The sequence below is a fragment of the Rhizobium sp. SRDI943 genome, assembly GCF_057653695.1.
The window spans coordinates 209,654-230,421 of record NZ_JBYGKN010000002.1; the positions used below are offsets into that span (position 1 = coordinate 209,654).

Annotated in this window: 19 protein-coding genes; 10 read left to right on the forward strand and 9 right to left on the reverse strand. The window is 61.9% G+C overall.

Translation table 11 applies throughout. From position 1 onward, the window contains the following. Positions 1-6 precede the first annotated feature (6 nt). Genes AC245Y_RS25110 through AC245Y_RS25125 form a run of 4 tightly spaced genes read left to right on the forward strand, consistent with a single transcriptional unit; the run spans position 7 to position 3,825 of the window. Positions 7-927, forward strand: coding sequence for an ABC transporter permease (locus AC245Y_RS25110; protein WP_017996149.1), 921 nt, complete (start codon positions 7-9; stop codon positions 925-927). Then, complete coding sequence (locus AC245Y_RS25115; RefSeq protein WP_017996148.1) at positions 924-1,841, forward strand: ABC transporter permease; 918 nt, start codon at positions 924-926, stop codon at positions 1,839-1,841. Before AC245Y_RS25110 ends, AC245Y_RS25115 begins: the two co-directional genes overlap by 4 nt. Continuing rightward, positions 1,841-2,812 (forward strand): ABC transporter ATP-binding protein, encoded by a 972-nt coding sequence (locus AC245Y_RS25120; RefSeq protein WP_050563544.1) that lies wholly within the window; start codon positions 1,841-1,843, stop codon positions 2,810-2,812. Before AC245Y_RS25115 ends, AC245Y_RS25120 begins: the two co-directional genes overlap by 1 nt. Continuing rightward, positions 2,809-3,825 (forward strand): ABC transporter ATP-binding protein, encoded by a 1,017-nt coding sequence (locus AC245Y_RS25125; protein WP_026157578.1) that lies wholly within the window; start codon positions 2,809-2,811, stop codon positions 3,823-3,825. Before AC245Y_RS25120 ends, AC245Y_RS25125 begins: the two co-directional genes overlap by 4 nt. Positions 3,826-3,898: 73 nt before the next feature. Here AC245Y_RS25125 and AC245Y_RS25130 read toward each other — a convergent pair whose 3' ends face one another. From AC245Y_RS25130 to AC245Y_RS25160, 7 genes are all read right to left on the reverse strand, one after another. After that, entirely contained in the window at positions 3,899-6,016 is a 2,118-nt protein-coding gene (locus tag AC245Y_RS25130) for a carboxy terminal-processing peptidase (RefSeq protein WP_017996147.1), read from the reverse strand. A gap of 148 nt (positions 6,017-6,164) precedes the next feature. Next, positions 6,165-6,644, reverse strand: a complete 480-nt coding sequence (locus tag AC245Y_RS25135) for an MEKHLA domain-containing protein (RefSeq protein WP_020487073.1) — start codon at positions 6,642-6,644, stop codon at positions 6,165-6,167. Positions 6,645-6,762: 118 nt separating this feature from the next. Next, a complete protein-coding gene (locus AC245Y_RS25140; protein WP_017996145.1) occupies positions 6,763-7,953 on the reverse strand; it encodes a M20 aminoacylase family protein in 1,191 nt (396 codons plus the stop codon). A 71-nt stretch (positions 7,954-8,024) separates the two neighbouring features. Then, positions 8,025-8,804, reverse strand: a complete 780-nt coding sequence (locus AC245Y_RS25145) for an amino acid ABC transporter ATP-binding protein (protein ID WP_017996144.1) — start codon at positions 8,802-8,804, stop codon at positions 8,025-8,027. Continuing rightward, positions 8,801-9,730, reverse strand: coding sequence for an amino acid ABC transporter permease (locus AC245Y_RS25150; RefSeq protein ID WP_017996143.1), 930 nt, complete (start codon positions 9,728-9,730; stop codon positions 8,801-8,803). Before AC245Y_RS25150 ends, AC245Y_RS25145 begins: the two co-directional genes overlap by 4 nt. Continuing rightward, on the reverse strand, positions 9,727-10,617 hold the full coding sequence (locus AC245Y_RS25155) for an ABC transporter substrate-binding protein (RefSeq protein WP_017996142.1): 891 nt from the start codon (positions 10,615-10,617) through the stop codon (positions 9,727-9,729). Before AC245Y_RS25155 ends, AC245Y_RS25150 begins: the two co-directional genes overlap by 4 nt. A 76-nt stretch (positions 10,618-10,693) precedes the next feature. Further along, complete coding sequence (locus AC245Y_RS25160; RefSeq protein WP_017996141.1) at positions 10,694-11,656, reverse strand: substrate-binding domain-containing protein; 963 nt, start codon at positions 11,654-11,656, stop codon at positions 10,694-10,696. Between the two features lie 99 nt (positions 11,657-11,755). Between AC245Y_RS25160 and AC245Y_RS25165 the strand changes: the two genes are divergently transcribed. Further along, positions 11,756-13,081, forward strand: coding sequence for an aminotransferase-like domain-containing protein (locus AC245Y_RS25165; RefSeq protein ID WP_012755705.1), 1,326 nt, complete (start codon positions 11,756-11,758; stop codon positions 13,079-13,081). A gap of 54 nt (positions 13,082-13,135) precedes the next feature. Here AC245Y_RS25165 and AC245Y_RS25170 read toward each other — a convergent pair whose 3' ends face one another. Both AC245Y_RS25170 and AC245Y_RS25175 read right to left on the reverse strand, forming a co-directional pair. Then, positions 13,136-13,858: a response regulator transcription factor gene (locus AC245Y_RS25170; protein ID WP_003562390.1), complete on the reverse strand. Its 723-nt coding sequence runs from the start codon at positions 13,856-13,858 to the stop codon at positions 13,136-13,138. Between the two features lie 13 nt (positions 13,859-13,871). After that, positions 13,872-15,110: a GAF domain-containing sensor histidine kinase gene (locus AC245Y_RS25175; RefSeq protein ID WP_003562389.1), complete on the reverse strand. Its 1,239-nt coding sequence runs from the start codon at positions 15,108-15,110 to the stop codon at positions 13,872-13,874. A 280-nt stretch (positions 15,111-15,390) separates the two neighbouring features. Here AC245Y_RS25175 and AC245Y_RS25180 point away from each other — a divergent pair, with 280 nt between their 5' ends. From AC245Y_RS25180 to AC245Y_RS25200, 5 genes are all read left to right on the forward strand, one after another. After that, positions 15,391-16,407 carry an ABC transporter substrate-binding protein gene (locus tag AC245Y_RS25180; RefSeq protein WP_003562388.1) on the forward strand — a complete coding sequence of 339 codons (1,017 nt, stop codon included), beginning with the start codon at positions 15,391-15,393 and terminating at the stop codon, positions 16,405-16,407. A 72-nt stretch (positions 16,408-16,479) separates the two neighbouring features. Beyond that, on the forward strand, positions 16,480-17,928 hold the full coding sequence (locus AC245Y_RS25185) for a sugar ABC transporter ATP-binding protein (RefSeq protein WP_032996975.1): 1,449 nt from the start codon (positions 16,480-16,482) through the stop codon (positions 17,926-17,928). Continuing rightward, entirely contained in the window at positions 17,925-18,872 is a 948-nt protein-coding gene (locus AC245Y_RS25190; RefSeq protein WP_003550647.1) for an ABC transporter permease, read from the forward strand. The genes AC245Y_RS25185 and AC245Y_RS25190 overlap by 4 nt, the downstream gene beginning before the upstream one ends. Continuing rightward, entirely contained in the window at positions 18,869-19,819 is a 951-nt protein-coding gene (locus tag AC245Y_RS25195) for an ABC transporter permease (RefSeq protein WP_017996139.1), read from the forward strand. Before AC245Y_RS25190 ends, AC245Y_RS25195 begins: the two co-directional genes overlap by 4 nt. Before the next feature lie 14 nt (positions 19,820-19,833). Beyond that, a complete protein-coding gene (locus tag AC245Y_RS25200; RefSeq protein WP_017996138.1) occupies positions 19,834-20,748 on the forward strand; it encodes an SMP-30/gluconolactonase/LRE family protein in 915 nt (304 codons plus the stop codon). The last annotated feature ends 20 nt before the right edge of the window (positions 20,749-20,768 follow it).

Genomic DNA, 20,768 nt, shown 5'->3' on the forward strand with positions numbered 1-20,768 from the left:
GAGCGGATGTCCTTCACCTACTTCCTGAAACGTGCGGCCTTTGCGGCACTCGCCCTTGCAGCATTGATGACGTCCGCCTTCTTCCTCGTGCGGTTGACGGGCGATCCCGTCAATCTCTACCTGCCCGTCGATGCCTCGGATGGCGCCCGCGAAGCCATGCGCGTCCGTCTCGGCCTCGATCGTTCCCTCCCGTGGCAATTCCTCGATTGGGCCGGGGATATGCTGAGCCTCGATTTCGGCACGTCGCTTTGGCACAACCGCCCGGCCATGGACGTTGTCCTGGAGGCGCTGCCGAACACGCTGGCGCTCGGTGCCATTGCCTTGACCCTGGCCTTCATCGCCGCCGTCATCATCGGATCAATTGCCGCTGTCAATGCCGGCGGTTGGATCGACCGGGCCATCAACGTGCTGTCGCAGGCGGCGGCCAGCGTGCCGGATTTCTGGCTCGGGCTGATGGGCGTTCTGCTATTTGCCGTCACCTTGCGCATTCTGCCGACATCGGGTTTCGGCGGTCCGATCTATTGGATCCTGCCGGTTGCCTGTCTTTTTGCCAGACCGTTCGGGACGCTGGTGCAGATCGTCCGCGGCTCGATGATCGAAGCACTGAACGCGACATTTGTCCGGACTGCGCGGGCCAAGGGCGCGCGCGGCGGCCGGGTTACCTTCGTGCATGCGCTGCGCAATGCCCTCCTGCCCGCGGTGACCGTGACCGGTGACCTCGCCGCCCAGTTCGCCGGCGGCGGTGGCGTCGTCGAGGTTGTTTTCGGGTTTCCCGGCATCGGCAAGCTGCTGATCGACGGCATCCTGAAGCGCGATTTCGCGATCGTCCAGGCATCGATCTTCGCGGTCGCCGTCGTTATCTTCGTCATCAATATCCTGGTCGATATGCTCTATGCATCGATCGATCCGCGTGTGAGGGTCGAATGACCAGCACCTCCGCCGACGTCCTCCCTGCCCGCGAGCGCCGAAGCCGCCGCATCTTGTGGTTCATGCGTGCGCTCGCGGGTGACCCTATGGCGGTCGCAGCGACAATTTGGCTGCTGATCGTCGTCCTTGCCATTCTTGCGGATGCATCGTCGCTGCTGGGCGAAAACCGCATTTCGCTGAAGGCGCGCAACCTGCCGCCCTTCGACTTCGGCCAGTCCTGGACGTTGTGGCTGGGCGCCGACGCTCTGGGGAGACCACTTCTCGTTCGCCTCATTCAGGCGGCATCGACGACGATCGGCATAGCGCTGGTGACCGTTCTGACGAGCCTGATCGGCGGAACGCTGCTCGGCGTGATCGCCGGTTACTTCGGTGGCATCATCGGCAACCTTGTCATGCGGATCTGCGACATCATTCTGGGTTTCCCGACACTGCTGGTGGCGCTCTTCGGGCTCTACCTGTTCGGCCCGAGCGTCGGTAACCTCATCATCGTGCTCGCCGTTACCCGCATGCCGGCCTATATCCGCGTCGCAAGAGCCGAAACTCTCGAAGTCCGGGAGAGGCTTTTCGTTGATGCGGCGCGCGTCTTTGGCGGCGGGCCTGTCTGGATATTGCGCAATCACATTCTCCCAAGCGTCGCTCCCACGATGCTGACGCTCGCCTCGGTCAATCTCGCCATGGTCATGCTGTTCGAATCCGGGCTGAGCTATCTCGGCCTCGGCATCCAGCCACCTGCGGTGAGCTGGGGCCTGATGGTGGCGCAGGGCCAGGGATATCTGTCATCCGCCTGGTGGCTGGGTTTTTTCCCCGGCCTGGCTGTGATGCTCACGACCATGTCCTTCAATCTCCTCGCCAACTGGTTCCGGATCATCAATGACCCGTCGCAGCACTGGCGTCTTGTCAGCCGGAGGCGCTGATGGCTCTTCTCGAAGTCAAGGACTTGCAGGTCAGTTTCGATACGGCAGCCGGCCGCATCCTGGCGCTCAACGGCGTCTCCTTCTCGCTCGAGCGTGGAGAGGTTCTGGCGCTGCTCGGCGAAAGCGGCTCCGGCAAGTCGGTGACCGCATCGGCCATCATGGATCTCGTTCCCAACCCTCCTGGCGAAATCAATCAAGGATCGATCCGTTTCGACGGTGTCGAGCTGTTGCAGCTCTCGCGAAACGAGCGGCGCGATCTCTGCGGCGATCGGATCGCCCTGATCTTTCAGGATGCGCTCGCAGCGCTCAACCCGGTCTATTCCGTGGGTTGGCAGATCGCTGAAATGTTCCGCATCCACGGCCGCACTCCGGAAGGCGGTGTCGAAAAGGCCGTGATCGACCTTCTGACGGCCATCGGCATTCCCGACCCTGAAAGCCGTGCCAGGCAATATCCGCATGAATTTTCGGGCGGCATGCGCCAACGCATCATGATCGCCATGGCCGTGGCACTGGAACCGGATGTCATCATCGCAGACGAGCCGACGACGGCGCTCGACGTGACGATCCAGGCGCAGGTGGTTGATCTTCTGGAGACTATCAGCAAACGCAGCGATGCCGGCATGATCTTCATTACCCATGATCTCGGCGTCGTCGCCGAACTCGCCGATCGCGTTGCCGTCATGTATGCCGGCCGCGTCGTCGAAACCGCAAGCGTCTTCGAACTGTTCGAAGATGCCCGCCATCCCTACAGCGTCGGATTGCTTGCCTCGCAGCCGCGCATGGACACGGATGAAGACGAATTGGTGCCGATCCCCGGCTCCGCGCCCAATCCTGTCGCCCTGCCTTCCGGCTGCGCATTCAGAACGCGCTGTCCACGCGCCGAAGGGCTCTGTGCCGAGGTCGTCCCCTCTCTTGAAACCGTAGGGCCGGGCCGCCAGGCCGCCTGCCACTTCCCGGTATCACCAGTATGATCGAACCTCTGCTCAAGATCCAAAACCTCTCCCGGCACTTCGGTAGCTCCTCTGCACCGGTGCGTGCCGTCGACGATGTCAGCTTCGAGATTGCCAGTGGAGAGACGCTCGGCCTCGTCGGCGAAAGCGGTTGCGGCAAAACCTCGCTGGTTCGGACGCTCTTGAAGCTTGGACCGGCAACAAGCGGCAGCGCTTTGCTTGACGGTGTGGACATTACGACAGCCGGTGGCCGGCGGCTGCATGAATTGCGCCGCAAGATGCAGGTCGTTTTCCAGGACCCCTACCAGTCGCTCAATCCCCGCATGCGGGTCGACCGGCTGATTTCCGAACCCTGGGCGTTGCACCCCGGGGTCGTGCCCAAGAGCAACTGGCGTGAAGAGACGGTCAAGCTGCTCGAATCCGTCGGGCTGCGCGCCGAGCATGCGGAGCGTTATCCCGCGGAATTCTCAGGCGGCCAGCGGCAGCGCCTTGGCATTGCCCGCGCTCTCGCGCTCAATCCGACACTTCTTGTCTGCGACGAGCCTGTCTCGGCCCTCGACGTCTCGGTGCAGGCGCAAGTGATCAACCTGCTGGCCGGATTGAGGCGCGAGCGCAATCTGGCGATGCTGTTTGTCGCGCATGATCTCGCCGTCGTGCGGCATGTCTCGGACCGTGTGATGGTCATGTATCTCGGCAAGATCATTGAAACGGGGCCGAAGCAATCGATCTTCAGCGCGGCGGCCCATCCCTACACGCAGGCACTGATGTCGGCGGTCCCGACACCGGATCCGAGGCGTCGTGCGCAGCGCAAGCGTATCGTTCTGCAGGGAGATCTGCCGAGCCCCGCAAATCCGCCCAGCGGATGCCGTTTTCGAACGCGTTGCTGGAAAGCGACGTCGATCTGTGCAGAACAGGAGCCTGCCCTGACCAGGCGAACGGCGGCCCCAGGTCTTCTGACCGCCTGTCATCACGCCGATCCGGAAATCGCCGACACAGCGCCTGAATTGGACACTGCATGGGTCCCCTCGCCTTGAAGGGAACTGAAGCCAGGCCCATAATGCCAAGGTGATCGCAAAGCTGCGCAACCGTTGCGCCGGTCAGCGACGATTATTTTCCGTTCGTGTTTCCCGTTTGTTTTGTGGCTGCCTTTAGCCCGCCTTGCTGCAAATCCGCCTCGTCGGCAAGAATGGCGGCGGCTTCATCGAGCAGGACGTCCTTTGCGTTCTTGCGAGCATTCTCGATGGCAATATCAGCGCTCAGGCTGCGCTCGCCTGCCTCCAGACCATCATCTCCACCCGGATCCTCGCCATCGCTCACTTGCGCTCGATCCTTGAACCGTTTCTCTCGAGCCGTCGCTTCTTTGCGACGTTCCGCTTCATTGAGGGAGATAACCCCTTTCTCGCGCTGTGCCTTGAGGTCGGCAAGGTCTTTTAACAAGCGTTGGAAATCCGGATCGCTTCCAGCCCGCGCATCATGGCGGCTTTGCAATGTCGGCAGCAACGTCGAGACAGTGTCGGAGGGCGTGTAATTCGCGGGCTTGACCTGCGCCCACGGCAGCGCATTGTCATAACTGGTCTCGCCGAAGCTCGTGGGATCGGTAAGTCCCGGTAAGCTGATATCAGGCGTCACGCCGCGCAGCTGCGTCGTACCGCCGTTGACCCGGAAAAACTGGGCAATCGTCACTTTCAGCTCCCCGAACTCAGGCTTGCTGTTGCGGACGATCTGGTCAAGGTCGACGACGGTCTGAACGGTGCCCTTCCCGAAACTGGGTTCGCCGACGATCACGCCTCGACCATAATCCTGGATGGCCGCGGCAAAAATCTCTGAAGCCGACGCCGAGCCGCGATTGATCAGGACACCCATCGGGCCTGCCCAGACAGGCGCTGCAAGCTCAGCGCTTTTGACCTCGATCTTGCCGTCGCTGCCGCGTTGCTGAACGACCGGTCCATTGCCGATGAAGAGACCGGTCAAATCAATCGCCTCGTCCAATGAACCGCCGCCATTGTTGCGCAGGTCAATCAGAACGCTGTCGACCTTTTCTTCCTTCAGTTCGTCGAGAAGCTTGGCGACATCGCGGCTTGCGCTTTTGTAATCCTGGTCACCTTTGCGCTTGGCTTCAAAATCCTCATAGAATACCGGCAGCGTGATGATCCCGATTTTACGCGTGGCGTCGCCCGCCTTCACGGACAGCACAGTCTTCCTGGCAGCCTGCTTGTCGAGACTGATTTTATCGCGCACCAGGCTGATGACGCGATGCGTGCCATCTGCTCCGGCATCTGCCGGCAGGATATCCAGCCGCACGACGGAGTCTTTTTTTCCGCGTATCATCTGCACGACTTCATCAAGGCGCGTGCCCACCACTTCTTTGATCGCCCCATCCTTGCCTTGACCAACGCCCGTAATGCGGTCTCCGACCGCGAGCTTGCCGGAAAGCTGCGCCGGCCCGCCAGGCACGAGCTCACGGATCGTCGTGTAGTCGTCGCGTTCCTGCAGCACGGCACCGATACCAAACAGCGAAAGCTTCATCGAGACATTGAAGTCGGCTGAAGCGGCCGCGCCGAAATAGTCCGTGTGCGGATCGATCGACGTTGAATAGGCATCCATGAACGACTGGAAAACGTCGTCGCTTTTAAACTTGTAAGCGCGCTCGAGTATGTTCTCATAACGTTTGTCGAGCGTTTCGCGGATGGCCGCGTCGTTTTTGCCGCCGAGTTTCAACCGCAACCAGTCGCTCTTGACGCGCTTGCGCCAAAGCTCATTGCTCTCGGCTTTCGACTGCGACCACGGCGCTTTATCGCGCAGCACCGAATAATTTTCCTGCGTACTGAAATCGAAGTCCTGCTTCAGCAGGCTGCGCGCATAGTTCATGCGGTCGACAACGCGCTGTTCATAGGCGTTGAAAATCGCAAACGGGATCTTCAAGTCCTTCCGTTCTATCGCATCGTCGATCTCGCTGCGATCGGACATGAACTTGTCGATGTCCGCTTGCAGGAAGAGCATGCGGTCCGGATCAAGTGACTTGATGAACTGATCCATGATCCTGGCCGACAAGGCGTCGTCGAGTGGAACGGGCTTGTAGCTATACCGCGAAAGAAATTGTGCGCTCAACTCAGCGGCCTGCGCTTGTCGCTTTAGCGGCGCCAAAACAGGCGGTGATGCGACTTCAGCATATGCGGACTGTGCAATTGCAAGAAATGCACCAAGGAAAACGTAGGCTATGCGCATTCAGCGTTGATCCAATTCTTGATGCCGAGTGTCGATGTGCGATCTATGTGACGCAATCATGGTTTTTTGGCAACCAAATGGCAAACGACATGGTTTGCAAAGTGGCGGAAACATATCCGCGCGTGGTCGGCGTCTCCGTAGCCGACGCTCAATCCGCCTGCACGTCTTTCCAGGAAACGAATGTCGCAGCTTGACCGCGACGGCATCCGATGCGGTCGACGAGATCCCAGACGATGGCGTTCTCGATATAGAAACGCCGCCCTGACTTGGCAATGCGAAGTCCGCGGTAGTCGGCGATAAAGCCGTTGGCCGCCACGGTATTCAACAGCCTGTCACGTTCCGCGCGATCGGGTGCCTCCGCCGAAAGGCGCGATGGCAAAGTGATGAACTCGTCCCATGAATATTCAAAACAGGCCTGGGCGGCGCGGTTTGCGTAGATAAAGCGCGGATCGGCGTCGGTATTGTGAGCAAGGACCACCGCCGGCGAGTGGTCATACAGCCATTCGGCACCCTGGCCTTCCGGCGTCAGGCGGCGTCCCACGCTTCGTTCGAAGCTTTCCGCCATCAATGCGTAAAATTCGAGATCGTAAGACAGGTCGAGTCCGGCGTCGTTGTAGTTGGCAATCATGCTGCGCATCCTGGATTGCGGCGAGAGATGTTGAACTGATGTTCTCGCTACAAAATCCTTTTGCGCTACAGAAAGCGCAAGCTCCAAATGCGACGCGGTCAAGCTGGCGACCGGGACTTCAGGCGTCATCCTGGAGGTAGCGTTCCGCGAGCCTTGCCCACATGGCTGCGCCAACCGTGAGGCTGGCATCGGCGAAATCATATTTGGGACTATGCAGGATGGCGGAATTCATGCCGTTGCCGAGACGCAGGAAGCTGCCCGGCTTGTGCTCGAGAAAGTGCGAGAAATCCTCGCTGCCGGGAATGAGCGGGCAGGTCGCGACCTTGTCTTCGCCGACCAGTTCCGCCGCGACGATCCGGGCAAAATCTGTCTCATCGGGCGAATTGACGACGACAGGATTGCCGCGATCGTAGTTGATCTCGATCGAAGCACCATGACCGTCCGATACCGAACGGGCGAGCTTGGTGATGCGTTCCTGCAGGAGGTCGCGAATGCCAGGCTCGAAGGAGCGCACGCTCAATGCGAGCTTGGCATACTCAGGAATGACATTGACGGCATCGCCGGCATGGATCGTGCCGACAGTGATGACCGCCGTCTGGGTCGGGTCGAGGTTGCGCGAGATGATCGTCTGCAGCGAGACGACGAGGTTGCACGCCACGACCACGGGATCGATGGTCAGGTGCGGCCGCGAGGCATGGCCGCCTTTGCCCTTGATGGTAATCTCGACGGTGTCCGACGCCGCCATCATTGGGCCGGATCGCAGCAGGATGGTGCCTTCCGGAGCGCCGGGATGGTTGTGGAGGCCGAAGATGGCGTCGAACGGGAACCGTTCGAACAGGCCGTCGGCGATCATTGCCTGAGCGCCGCTATTCTTGCTCGCCTCTTCAGCAGGCTGGAAGATCAACGTCACCGTGCCGCTGAAGCGGCGGGTACGGGCCAGATATTCGGCGGCGCCGAGCAGCACGGTCGTGTGGCCGTCATGGCCGCAGGCGTGCATCTTGCCGGGGGTGCCGCTGGCATAGGCAAGTCCGGTTGCCTCGACGATCGGCAGCGCATCCATATCGGCGCGGATGGCGATGCCCTTGCTGCCCTTGCCGGCGCTGAGGCGGGCGACAACGCCGTGACCGCCGACATTGCGGGTCACGTCATAACCCCAGCCTTCCAGCTTTTCCGCGACAAAACGCGCTGTTTCCGCTTCCTGGAAGGAGAGTTCCGGATGGGCATGCAGGTGCTGGCGGGTCGCCTTCAGCTCCGCCTCCATGGCTTCGAAATCGGAAAGGCGGGCATAGGCATTGTCGAGCGTGGGCATGAAAACATCCAGTATTGGTCGAAAAGGACGATTGCTCCGGCCCGAGGGTCGAAGCAGCGAGCTGACACCGGTCAGAGAAAACGGGCGAGAAAAGCCTGGGTCCGGGGATGTTGTGGATTGCCGATGACATCCTCGGGCTTGCCCATTTCGACGACATTGCCGCCGTCCATGAACACCACCCGATCGGCCGCCTCACGGGCGAAACCGATCTCGTGGGTCACGACGATCATCGTCAGGCCCTGTTTGGCGAGATCGCGCATGGTGGCCAGCACTTCGCCGACGAGTTCTGGGTCGAGCGCCGAAGTAGGCTCATCGAACAGCATCAGCTTCGGCTTGATCGCCAGGGCGCGGGCGATGGCGACGCGCTGCTGCTGGCCGCCGGAGAGCTGGCGGGGATAGCTACCCGCCTTTTCCGATAGGCCGACCCGCTCCAAAAGCCGCATGGCGTTCTCGGTCGCGGCCTTACGACTTTCTCCGTGCACGCCGATCGGGGCCTCGACGATGTTCTGCAGCACCGTCATATGCGGATAGAGATTGAATTGCTGGAACACCATGCCAATCTTGCGCCGCTGGCTGGCGATCCCGTTGCTCGACAGCTTTTCCAGCCGGTCCTTGCGGAGACGGTAGCCGATCTGCTCGCCATCGACTTCGATAAACCCCTTATTGATCGCTTCGAGATGGTTGATGCAGCGCAGGAAGGTCGATTTTCCCGACCCGGACGGGCCGAGCACGACGACGACTTCACCCGGCATGACGTCGAGGTCGATCCCCTTCAGCACTTCGAGCTGGTCGAAGGACTTGTGGACGTTGCGGGCTCTGACGAGGGGCTTTGCAATTTCGGCACCGGTCAATGGCTTGCCTCCTCGGTAAGGGTCTCGGATTTGGCGGCAGCGGTGTTGTTGCGCCGTTCGCTGCGGCCGTAATAGGCCTCGATATAGCTCTGGCCGAGATTGAGGATGGAGGTGATAAGCAAGTACCAGAGGACCGCGACCAGCAGCATCGGGACGATCTCGAAGGTGCGATTATAGATCGACTGGACGGAATAGAGCAGATCGGCCATGGCGATGACGCTGACGAGCGAGGTTGCCTTGATCATGCTGATCAGCTGGTTGCCCGTCGGCGGCACGATCGAGCGCATCGCCTGAGGAATGATAATCCGCCACAGCGCCCTCGCCTTGGTCATGCCGAAGGCTTCCGCCGTCTCGAACTGGCCACGATCGACCGAGAGCAGGCCGCCACGAATGATCTCCGCCATGTAGGCCGCTTCGTTCAAGGCCAGGCCGACGATCGCCGCCGTCATCGGCGTAATCACCGAATTGGTCTCCCAGCTGGCGAGCGTCGGGCCGAACGGAATGGTGATCGAAAGTTCGGGAAAGAGGGTCGAGAGGTTGTACCAGAAGATCAGTTGCACCAGGAGCGGCGTGCCGCGAAAGAACCAGATGAACAGCGATGCCAGCGACCGAGCGAGCCGGTCATTCGACAGCCGGGCGATCGCCAGTCCGAGGCCGAGCACGATGCCGATGGCCATCGCGACCACCGTCAGGCCCAGGCTGACGTAAAGGCCGTTGATAACAGTCGGATCGAAGAAATAAGCCGCGACGACAGGCCAGCCGAAATTCTCGTTGTGGGCGACGATCCACAGGAAGTTTGCGGCAATCAGGAGCACTGCCACCCACAAGAGGAGCCGGCCCGTTGGAAAGGGCTTGTGGGCATGGGCAACATCCCGGAAGTCCGCACCGCCAGACGGCGATGCGGCAGTCGTGCGGTCATTGCTCATTTCGGCAGGGCTCCACCAAGATTGAGACCGGGCTGCTTGATCATGTTGTTCTCAAGACCCCACTTTTTCATGATGGCGGCATAGGCGCCGTTATCCATCAACGCCTTGATCGAGTCGAGCAGAACGGGGCCGAGCGGCGAGCCCTTCGGCACCACGGCGCCCTGATAGAGGTCGTCGAAGCCATTCTTCTGGCCGACGCCGCTCAATTCCAACTGGCCGTTTGCCTGAGACACGAAATAGGTCAAGGGTGCCTGCGAGGAGAAGAAGGCGTCGGCGCGTTTGGAGCGGACCGCCAGGATAGAGCTCGGCTGGTCGGTATAGGACTGCACTTCGACCGCAGGCTTGCCGTCCGTCTTGCACTTTTCGACCTGGGCCTGGATCACCTTTTCGGCGGAGCCGCCGGCCATGACAGCAATGCGATTGCCGCAGGCGCTGTCGAGCGAACCGATGGCCTTCGGATTGCCCTTCTGGACGGAGAAGACCACGTATTCCTGAACCCAGTCGACGAAATCATTGGCCTCTTCACGGGTTTTGAAGTCACCGATCGGGCCGAAGGCGAACTGGTATCGGCCGGAATTGATGCCGGCGAGCAATGCGGTCAGTCCACTGACGGTTTCGTGCTCGATCTCGACGCCGAGCATCTGGCCGATCGCATCGGTCAGGTCGGCGCTGGCGCCGGTCAATTTCGTGCCGGTGACGATTTCATAGGGCGGAAAGGAACCGTTGTTGACGGAGATCATCTTGCCGTCCGTGCGGATCTTCTCCGGCAGGCGGGCGCGAAGCGCGTCGTTGACGGTCTGTTTTGGTACGGCCGTTTCCTCAGCGAAGACCGAAGTCGTCATCATCAGACCCAGCAGGGCGGCGGAAGCGATCAGTTTCGAGTGCATGTCATTCCCCTTTTTTTTGGTTTGCGAAAATCGTGATTCAACGATGAGGCCTGCGAAGAGTTTCCCCAGGCCTTGTTCATCGCGCCTTGGCGTGCCACGGAAACAACTCGGCGGGCGTCAAAAGGCGCGGCATGACTTTCTGTTCGTAAAGTTCTTCGGCAAAATCGGCGATCATTGCCTCGTTCTCGGCAAGCCCGCTGATGTTCCAGTTCGGCGGCAGGTCGGCCGCGCAGCGGCGCAGTTCGTCGATCATCCAGGGCGTGGTGTCGGCGTATTTCTCACGCTTTTCCAGCCACAGACGCTGGGACTCGTCGATCAGCTCGCTGAGTTCATCCATGATCCAGGGATTCTCCCTGACGATATCAGCCTTGAAGCCGATCAGATGCATGCCCGGGATATAGCCAACCTCGTGGAAGTAGGTGACCTCAGCGGCGCGGAAATCATCCAGCACCTGGCGGAGCGGCGATTCCTGATCGAAGAAACCCTTCGGCATGAAAGGCGTGAACACGGCATCGAGCCCGCCATCCAGCAGCAGATCGACCATCGGACGCTCGCCGGGAGCAGCCTCGATACGGCCGGGCCGTCCAAAACCATCGAGCCGGTCGGCGATCGGATGAGCTTCCGTCAGGCGCCCGGCATACCACATGGCATCCTCGACGCCGACGCCTTCCCGGCGCAACGCAGCACGGGTCCAGGTGTTTCCGGAATCGCGCCAGCCGGTCACGCCGATGTTCTTGCCGGCCAGATCGGAGAGCTTGCAGATCGGACTATCCTTGGTGGTGATGATGCAGCGATGGCGGAAGCCGCGCATGATGAAGTTCGGCATGCCCAGAACCCGATCATCGCCATCATGACGCATCTGCGAATAGCGGCTGAAGGACATTTCCGCGGCGTCATGCGCCGCATCATCGGCGAGGCTGGAGACCAGCGTGCCGACGCGATCCACTTTGATATCGAGGCGGGAAGAACTGACATCTCCGAGGACGAGCGGTGTCATGTAATCCCAGTCCCGGAGGGCGATGCGAAGCGTCACAGGCATGCAAAAACTCACAAAATTGCTCGACGAGCGGCAAATTAAATGTTCAAAATGCATAGTACAAATGTTATTACGTTATTGAACATTTAAAGTGAGAGAAAAATGGGCGATACGGTCGAAGCCTCCTGGTTTGCCGAAAAAATAGCCGACCGCAGTATCAGGGGGATCGCTCTCGAAACGAGCGCGCTGATCCGTGCCGGTGTCCTGCCCATTGGGACGCGCCTGCCGGCGATCCGCGATATCGCTTACGAATTGCATGTCAGCCCGGCGACGATCTCCGAAGCCTGGAGCGAATTGCGGCGGCAGAAGATCATCAGCGGCCGGGGGCGCAACGGCACCTGGGTCAGCGGTGACCGCTTTGTCGCCAAGCCGGAACGCCTCGCCAGCTCGGGAAATTATGCGGCAGGTGTGCTCGACCTCACCTTAGCCGGACCGGATGCAGCACTTCTTCCGCGGCTCGCCGAAGCGATGGCCTATGGCGCGTCCGTCGATGACCTCAACAGCTATGAGCGCAGCCGGATCGTCCCTGAGTTGAAGGACGCCGTTTCAGAGCGATGGCCCTATGAGGCGGAAGCCTTTCTGGCGACCAATGGCGGTTACAACGCCGTCTATACGATATTGCATGCACTGGTTTCCTCGGGTTCGTCGGTCGCGATCGAACATCCGACCGGGATGCGGCTGCTCGATATTCTGGAAGATCTCGGCGTAAAAATCATCCCTGTCGCCTGCGACGGCGAAGGCCCGCTGCCGGATTCGCTGCGCGAAGCATTGCAGCAACGTCCGGCGGCTTTCCTGTTCCAGCCGCGGTTGCATTCGGTGACCGGCGTTACGGTCAGTTCATCCCGCCTCGATCAGCTCGGCGATGTGCTGGAAGACAGCGATACGCTTATCATCGAGGATGACGGCGTCGGCGACGTGTCGGCGGCACCTCCGCAGTCGCTCGGCGACCGATTTGCGGAGCGGACGATCCATATCCTCTCACTCTCGAAAAGCCTCGGCCCGGATCTGCGTCTCGCAGTTCTGTCGAGTTCCGCGCCGATCGTCGACCAGATCCAGTCTTACCGTTCCTTCAGCGCCGGCTGGACCAGCCGTATCGTGCAAGGTGCCGCCGCCTGGCTATTGCGCGATCCGGCAACCTGGCAGCTTATCGCCGAGGCGCGCGAGATCTATCGGCAGAGGCGCGACGCTCTTGCCGATGCGCTCAGCGAACGGGGAATACCGATACCACCAAGCCAGGGCCTGTGCCTCTGGGTGCCCGTCGTCTCCGAACCATTCGCGATGGTGACGCTTGCCGCACGCAATATCGCCGTCAACCCGGGCAGCAAATTCTCCGTCCTGCCAAGCAGTCATATTCGCGTGGCGACCAGCACGCTCAGCGATCGCTGCGAGGAAGCCGCCGATGCGATCGCGCTGGCTCATGCGCCGTGAACGGCTGGGCCGCACCAGGTCTCTGATCCCCGTTCATTCCGCGCAAGTCCGGAACTACTTTCCCTCAAGCCATTCCTGCAGTTCTGCCTCAGCCCGCTCCAGAGCGCTGTAGTTCAGGAGTTTGCGCAGGAAAGCGACGGTGACGGCGCGGGCGCGCAAATTGAAGCGGCCGTCCTCGTGGTCGTCGCCGGCGCTCTGGTAGACGTCGAGCTTGTCGTAGAGCTGCTGCAGGCGGTTCTGCACGCTGCGCAGGGAAAGGCCCCGACGTTTGGCGATGGCCCGGTCGGTGAGGCCGAGCGCGATATCGACAAGGATCTCGTATTCGGAATCGGTAAAGCCGTTCGTCTGGCCGAGGCTCTTTTGCTGCAGGCCCCGCACCTCGCGGTCGATGACGCACTGGCTCTCGATGAAGATCGAGCGCAGCGCAAGCTTCAGCCGCTCGTCGGAGGCGGATTTCAGCACATAGCCATAGGCGGCGCCATCCGGCACGATGCGCGAGACGCCCCGTACGTAGGCCTCGTCCGAGTAATTCGACCAGAACAGGATGCGGGTCTCCGGCCGCTCCTTCCAGATGGTGCGCGCCGCCTCGATGCCGTTGCGGTTTGCCATCTGCAGGTCCATGACGATATGCGCCGACTTGTGGTCGCGGGCGAGCTTCTCGCCGACGGTTCCATTCTCCGCCTCGATCACCGTATCGCATTCCGGCAGAGCCGCGTTGACCGCCTCGTGCAGATAGGACCGGTGCAGCGGGTCGTCCTCGACGATCAGAACCTTCATTGCGCCCTTCTCCTCAGTTTGGCCCGATTGCCGGGTGGTTCGGTACGAGCGGTAGCACGACGCGCACCACAGTGCCGCGATTGTTGTGGCCGGGGCCGGTCGTGAACCGCGCCGAAATCAGCCGCGCACGGGTCTTCATATTGTCGATGCCGCCGCCGATCCGTCCCCGCGCCTTGGTGAGCCCGGTCCCGTCGTCGGAGATTTCGATCGACAGCCGCTCCTCGTCGGCCTCAAGCCGCACCATAACGGCCAGGGGCGCGGCATGGCGCACCGCATTGTTGATCGCTTCCTGGGCAATCCGAAACAGCGCGACGCTGACGGTCGGTTCCAGTCGCTCCAGTGCGCCGTGCGTCTCGTCGACAAGGCCCCATTCGATCCCCGATCCGCTGTCGCGGGTCGATCGGTCCAGATGATGTTCGATCGCTTGGGCGAGGCCGAAGAGCTGGAGCACGGAGGGTTTTGCCTGCTCGATGATCTGCCGCAGATCCTGCATGCAATGCTGCAGGGAACGGGAGATCGGCTCCAGCGTCTCGGGCGCCACCTCGCCGTGGCGCGACAGTCGATCGATCCGGCGGGCGAGCCGCGTCAGGTCGGCGAGCGTCTGGTCGTGCAGGTCCATGCCGATGCGCTGGCGTTCCTGCTCCAGGGCTTCGGTCAATTTCAGTGCACCTTGCCGCAAGCCCTCCTCGCGGGCGCGGGCCTCTGCCTCGACAATGGCCGAGCGTTGCGCCTGCTCGGCCGCCTGCAGCGCGAAGAAATAGGGCGTCAGCAGGTCGGCGATGATGCGGGCGCGTTCGATATCCTCCATCGTATAGACGCCCGCCCGGTGCGACGAGCAGGAAAGCGCCGCGATGATCGTGCCCTGCACCTTCATCGGCACATGCAAGCGGCTTCTCAGCGACTGTTCGACGATCGGCCGCTTGAACGCGCCCTCGAAGTGGAAACGAGGGTCGGTCATGGCGTCGTCCGCCAGCAGAAAATCCACCTCGCCCCAGAGCAGCGCGCGGATGGGGCTGTTGACAACAGGCGCACCGGCAAGCCCGCCCCAGGCGGTCTCGATGCCCGTCTCGTAGGCCGTGTGGTAGTTACCGCCCTCAAGCAGCACGCAGACATCGAGGTGGTCGTGCGGGATGATATGGGCGACCTCGGCCGCGACGGAACGGATAGCCGAGCGGAAGTCGAGCTGGCCCGCGAGCAGCCGGGAAATGCCGAGATAATGGTCGAACATGGCTGCGGGTACGAGATGCAGCATCGTCAGTTCCTCCCCGAGGCGGCAGCAGGCTCCTCAACCCGCCGCGACCCTTCGCAGTAAGCGCCCGCGGAAGCGCCGCCGTCTTGCGTAAACCCGCAGCTTGTTGCGCAAATCCCGCAAACGGATTGCCGCCTTGCCCCTGTACAGGCCGGTCGATCTCCCGCATCCTGCCCTTACTGAGAGGAGGAAGCTCAGTGCAAGAACAATTTTCACTCGGACCCAATTGGGCCGGCAGGAGTGAAGCGATCCGCCGACCAGCGCGATCATCAGGGAGGAAGACATGACAATCCGTAAGATGCTTCTGGCATCGGCCGCTATTGCTTGCGCCGCGATGCCCGTTTCCGCCTTTGCCGAGACATCGGCCAAGAAAATCGCCCTTTCCAACAACTATGCCGGCAATTCGTGGCGCCAGGCCATGCTGACGAGTTGGGGCAAGGTGACGGGCGAAGCCGTGAAGGCCGGCACCGTTGCCGCAGCCGACCCTTTCACCACCGCCGAGAACCAGGCGACGGAACAGGCCGCGCAGATCCAGAACATGATCCTGCAGGGTTATGACGCCATCGTGCTGAACGCCGCCTCGCCGACGGCGCTGAACGGTGCGGTCAAGGAAGCCTGCGACGCCGGGATCACCGTCGTGTCCTTCGATGGTATCGTCACCGAACCCTGCGCCTGGCGTATCGCCGTCAACTTCAAGGAAATGGGCCGCAGTGAGGTCGAGTACTTATCGAAGAAACTTCCGGACGGCGGCAACCTGCTCGAGATCCGCGGCCTTGCCGGTGTCTTCGTCGACGACGAAATCTCGGCGGGCATCCACGACGGTGTCAAGCAGTTCCCGCAGTTCAAGATTGTTGGCTCCGTTCACGGCGACTGGGCACAAGACGTGGCGCAGAAGGCTGTTGCCGGCATCCTGCCGAGCCTGCCCGACATCGCCGGCGTCGTAACGCAGGGCGGTGACGGCTATGGCGCCGCACAGGCGATTGCCGCAACCGACCGGAAGATGCCGATCATTATCATGGGCAACCGCGAGGACGAACTGAAGTGGTGGAAGGAGCAGAAGGACGCGAAGAGCTACGAGACCATGTCCGTATCCATCGCGCCAGGCGTCTCCACACTCGCTTTCTGGGTGGCCCAGCAGATCCTCGACGGTAAGGAAGTCAAGAAGGACCTCGTCGTGCCCTTCCTGCGCATCGACCAGGACAATCTCGAAACCAACCTCGCCAATACCCAGGCCGGCGGCGTCGCCAACGTGGAATACACGCAGGCAGACGCAATCAAGGTCATCGAGTCCGCAAAGTAATTCTCCCGGCGACTGCCGCGCATCCGCAGAAGGTCGCGCGGCATTTTTTTTCAAGCAGGCATGGCGGGCAGCATGGATGACGTTTTGAAGGCGGTGATCGCCGTCGATGGCGCCAAGGTGAGTTTCGGCGCAGTCAGGGCACTCGATGGCGTGACCCTTCGCGTCATGCCGGGCGAATGCGTCGGGCTTGTCGGACACAATGGCGCCGGCAAGTCCACCATCGTCAGCGTCATCAACGGCGGTCTCACACCGCACGAAGGAGGTGTGGCAAGCGACGGCGAACGGCTGGAGCGTTATGGCATCAACGCTGCGCGTGCCCGCGGTGTGCGCTGCGTCTTCCAGGAGCTTTCGCTCTGCCCCAACCTTTCGATCGTCGAGAACACGCGCATCATGCATCGCCATCTCGGAGGCTTCGGCTGGCGAAGGCGCGCCGCACAAATCATCGAAACGAGCCTCGACGCCGTCTTTCCCGGCCATGGCATCGACAGCAGCCGGGCCGTGGGGGATCTTTCGATCGCCGAGCGGCAGATGGTCGAGATATCAATGGCCTTTTCCGACGCCGGCATTGCGCCGCGTCTGGTGATCCTCGACGAACCGACCTCGTCGCTCGATGCAAGCCTTGCCCGGCAGATGCTCGACCATGTCCGCCGCTTCATCGCCACGGGCGGGTCCGTCATCTTCATCTCTCATATCCTGCACGAGATCCTCGAAACCTCCGACCGCATCGTCGTCATGAAGGACGGCCGCGTCGTCGCCGAGCGCCCGGCGCAGGGCTTCGACCATCACGGCCTCGTCGAAGCAATGGGCACTGTTGCGAAGGAGGAAACCAAGCGCTCGGCCCGCGAACAATCCATCGCTCCGCTCGTTCTGTCCCATCAGGCGAAGGGTCTTCCCTTTGCGGCCCGCAAGGGCGAGATCATCGGACTGGCGGGTCTGGCCGGCCATGGGCAGACCGAGCTCCTGCTTGCCCTGCATGCCGCCCAGTCGAGCAACTGGCTGCCCCAGCGCGATCCGCTCGTCACCTTCGTTGCCGGCGACCGCCGCCTAAACGGCGTCTTCGAACTCTGGAGCATCCTGCGCAACTTCTCCATCGCCTCGCTCGGTGACCTCTCCCGGCGCGGCCTCATCCTCGCGGGCGAAGAAGAGGCGAAGGGCGCCGACTGGAAGCGGCGGATCGAGATCCGCACGCCCCATATGGACAACCGCATCCTGTCGCTTTCGGGCGGCAACCAGCAGAAGGTGCTCTTTGCCCGCGCGCTTGCAACGCGCGCACCTGTCGTCCTGATGGACGATCCGATGCGCGGTGTCGACGTCGGCACCAAGCAGGAGGTCTACGCGATCATCCGCGAGGAAGCGGCGCGCGGCCGCACCTTCATCTGGTACTCGACCGAGATGGACGAGGTTCGCCTCTGCGACCGCGTCTACGTCTTCCGCGAAGGCCGCATCACGGCCGAACTCGCCGGCGACGCGGTCAACGAGAAGAACATCATCGCCGCCTCCTTCGAAGGGGTCGCCGCATGACGTTCCGGCTGTCGTCCGACGCCCTGCGTCTAGCCATTCCCGCCCTATCGCTGACGCTGCTGCTCGCCGCCGTCTTCTGGCTGCAGCCGCGCGCCATGAGCTATGTCGGGCTCAACCTGCTGTTCAACCTGGCTGTGCCGATCGCGCTTGCGACGATCGCCCAGATGATCGTGATGGCGGTCAACGATCTCGATCTCTCGATGGGCGCCTTCGTCAGCTTCGTCGCCTGCGTCACCGCGACCTTTCTGCGGGATGCCCCGGTGATCGGCGTGCTGATCCTGGCCGGCGCGATCGCAACCTATGCGGGCCTCGGCGTCGTCATCTATCTACGCAACCTGCCGTCCATTGTCGTGACCCTTGGCATGAGCTTCGTCTGGGGTGGCCTTGCCGTCCTGCTGCTGCCGGCACCGGGCGGACAGGCGCCGGACTGGGTGCGCTGGCTGATGACCGTCAAGCCGCCGCTGGCGCCGATGGCGATCGTCGCCAGCATCGTCATCGCCTTGGTCGCCCACCTTCTCGTCATGCGGTCGTCGCTCGGCGTGCTGATGCGCGGCATTGGCGGTAACCAGCGTTCGGTCGAGCGCGCCGGCTGGTCGATTGTCGGGGCGCGCGCTGCCGCCTATGGTCTTGCCGGCCTCTTTGCGGTGCTCGCCGGCATCGCCCTCGTCGGCCTGACGACCTCGGCTGATGCCAATATCGCGTTGCGCTACACGCTGCTGTCGATCGCCGGCGTGATCCTCGGCGGCGGCGAGTTCATCGGCGGCCGCGTTTCCCCGATCGGCGCCGTCATCGGCGCGCTGACACTGACTCTTGCCGGCTCGTTCCTGTCCTTCCTGCGCATTTCGCCGGACTGGCAGATCGGGGCTCAGGGCGCGATCCTGATCATCGTGCTGGCACTTCGGCTGATGCTGAACCGCCTGGAGAAGCGGGAGAAACGCCGATGACCCCGCTCCTGCGCCTGTTCCGCAAACCCTGGATCTGGTCGTGGCTTGCCGCCTTTGTCGTCTGGTTCCTGACGATCATGGTGACGTTCGGCGCCAGCACGCTTGGCCTGTCGCAGGCAGCACTCACCTTCGCGGCTTTCTCGGTCATCGTCGGCATCGGCCAGATGTTCGTCATCACGCTCGGCCCCGGCAACATCGATCTCTCGGTTCCCGCCACCATGACGCTTGCCGGCACGGTTGCGCTGAAGCTGATGAATGTCGAAAACGGCATGATCCTGCCCGGGCTTCTCGTCGCCATCGTCATCGGCCTTGTCGTCGGCCTCGGCAATTATGCGCTCATCAAGGCGCTGCGCATTCCGCCGATCATCGCCACGCTTTCCATGAGCTTCATCGTCCAGTCCGCAGCGATCTGGACGAACCGCGGATTGCGCATCAAGCCGCCGAGCGTGCTGGCGGAGTTCACCACGTCGAACACGCTCGGCGTGCCGAATGTGGCGATCGTCGCATTCCTGATCTCGCTGCTGGCCTGGTTCCTGCTCGAGAAGACGATCTACGGACGCTGGATCTCGGCGATCGGGCAGAGCATGCCGGCAGCGCGCATGGCCGGCATACCGGTCGATGGCACGCGTCTCGTCACCTACCTTTTCTGTGCGGTTCTCGCATCGGTCGCAGGCTATCTGCTCGCCTGTTTCTCCGGCGGCGCGGCGCTCAACATGGGCACGGAATATCTGCTGATGTCGATCGCCGTCGTCGTGATCGGCGGCACGGCGGTTGCCGGCGGCGATTCCAACGTACCGGGCATCTGGGGCGCATCGCTCTTCATGTTCCTGGTCGTCTCCATGCTCAATACTTATGGGTTCGGCGCGGGCATCCGCCTGATCATGACCGGCCTTATCATCATCAGCGTTATCATGCTCGCCGGCGGTCGCCGGGCCGGCATGCGATAAACGGGAAAACCGCCATGGCCGAGGCCAGCATTTACGAAATCCACGACCCGCGCTTCCGGCAGATGATCGTGACCAGTGCCGGTCTGGACGAACTCTATTCCGGCTGCCGCTGGGCGGAGGGTCCCGTCTGGTTCAACGATGCGAACCAGCTGCTGTGGAGCGACATTCCCAACCAGCGCATGCTGCGTTGGACGCCCGAGAGCGGCGTCTCCGTCTATCGCCAACCCTCCAACTTCACCAACGGCCATACGCGCGACAGGCTGGGACGGTTGATCTCCTGCGAACATGGCGCGCGCCGTGTCACCCGCACCGAGATCGACGGCTCGATCACCGTCCTTGCCGACCGTTTCGAGGGCGCCCGGCTCAATTCGCCGAACGATGTGGTGGTGAAATCAGACGGCTCGATCTGGTTCACCGACCCAACCTACGGTATCATGTCGGACTATGAAGGTTATCGCGCCGAGCCGGAGCAAGCTACCCGCAACGTCTACCGGCTCGATCCGACGACCGGGGCGCTTTCCGCAGTCGTCACGGATTTCATTCAGCCGAACGGCCTCGCCTTCTCGCCCGACGAGACAATCCTCTATGTGGCGGATTCGGCCGCCAGCCATGACGAAAGCCTGCCGCGCCACATCCGCGCTTTCGACGTGATCGACGGCATCAGGCTGGCAAACGGCCGCGTCTTCTGCCTGATCGACAACGGCATTCCTGACGGCATCCGCACGGACGTGAACGGGAACCTTTGGTCGAGTGCGGCCGATGGCGTGCACTGCTTCGACCCGGCGGGTACACTGATCGGCAAGATCCGGGTACCGCAGACCGTCGCCAACCTCACCTTCGGCGGGCCTCAACGCAACCGTTTGTTTATTGCGGCGACGCGGTCGGTTTATTCGGTTTATGTGGCGGTGAGTGGGGCTCAGGTGCCGTGAGGTCGCAATACAAACCGTTG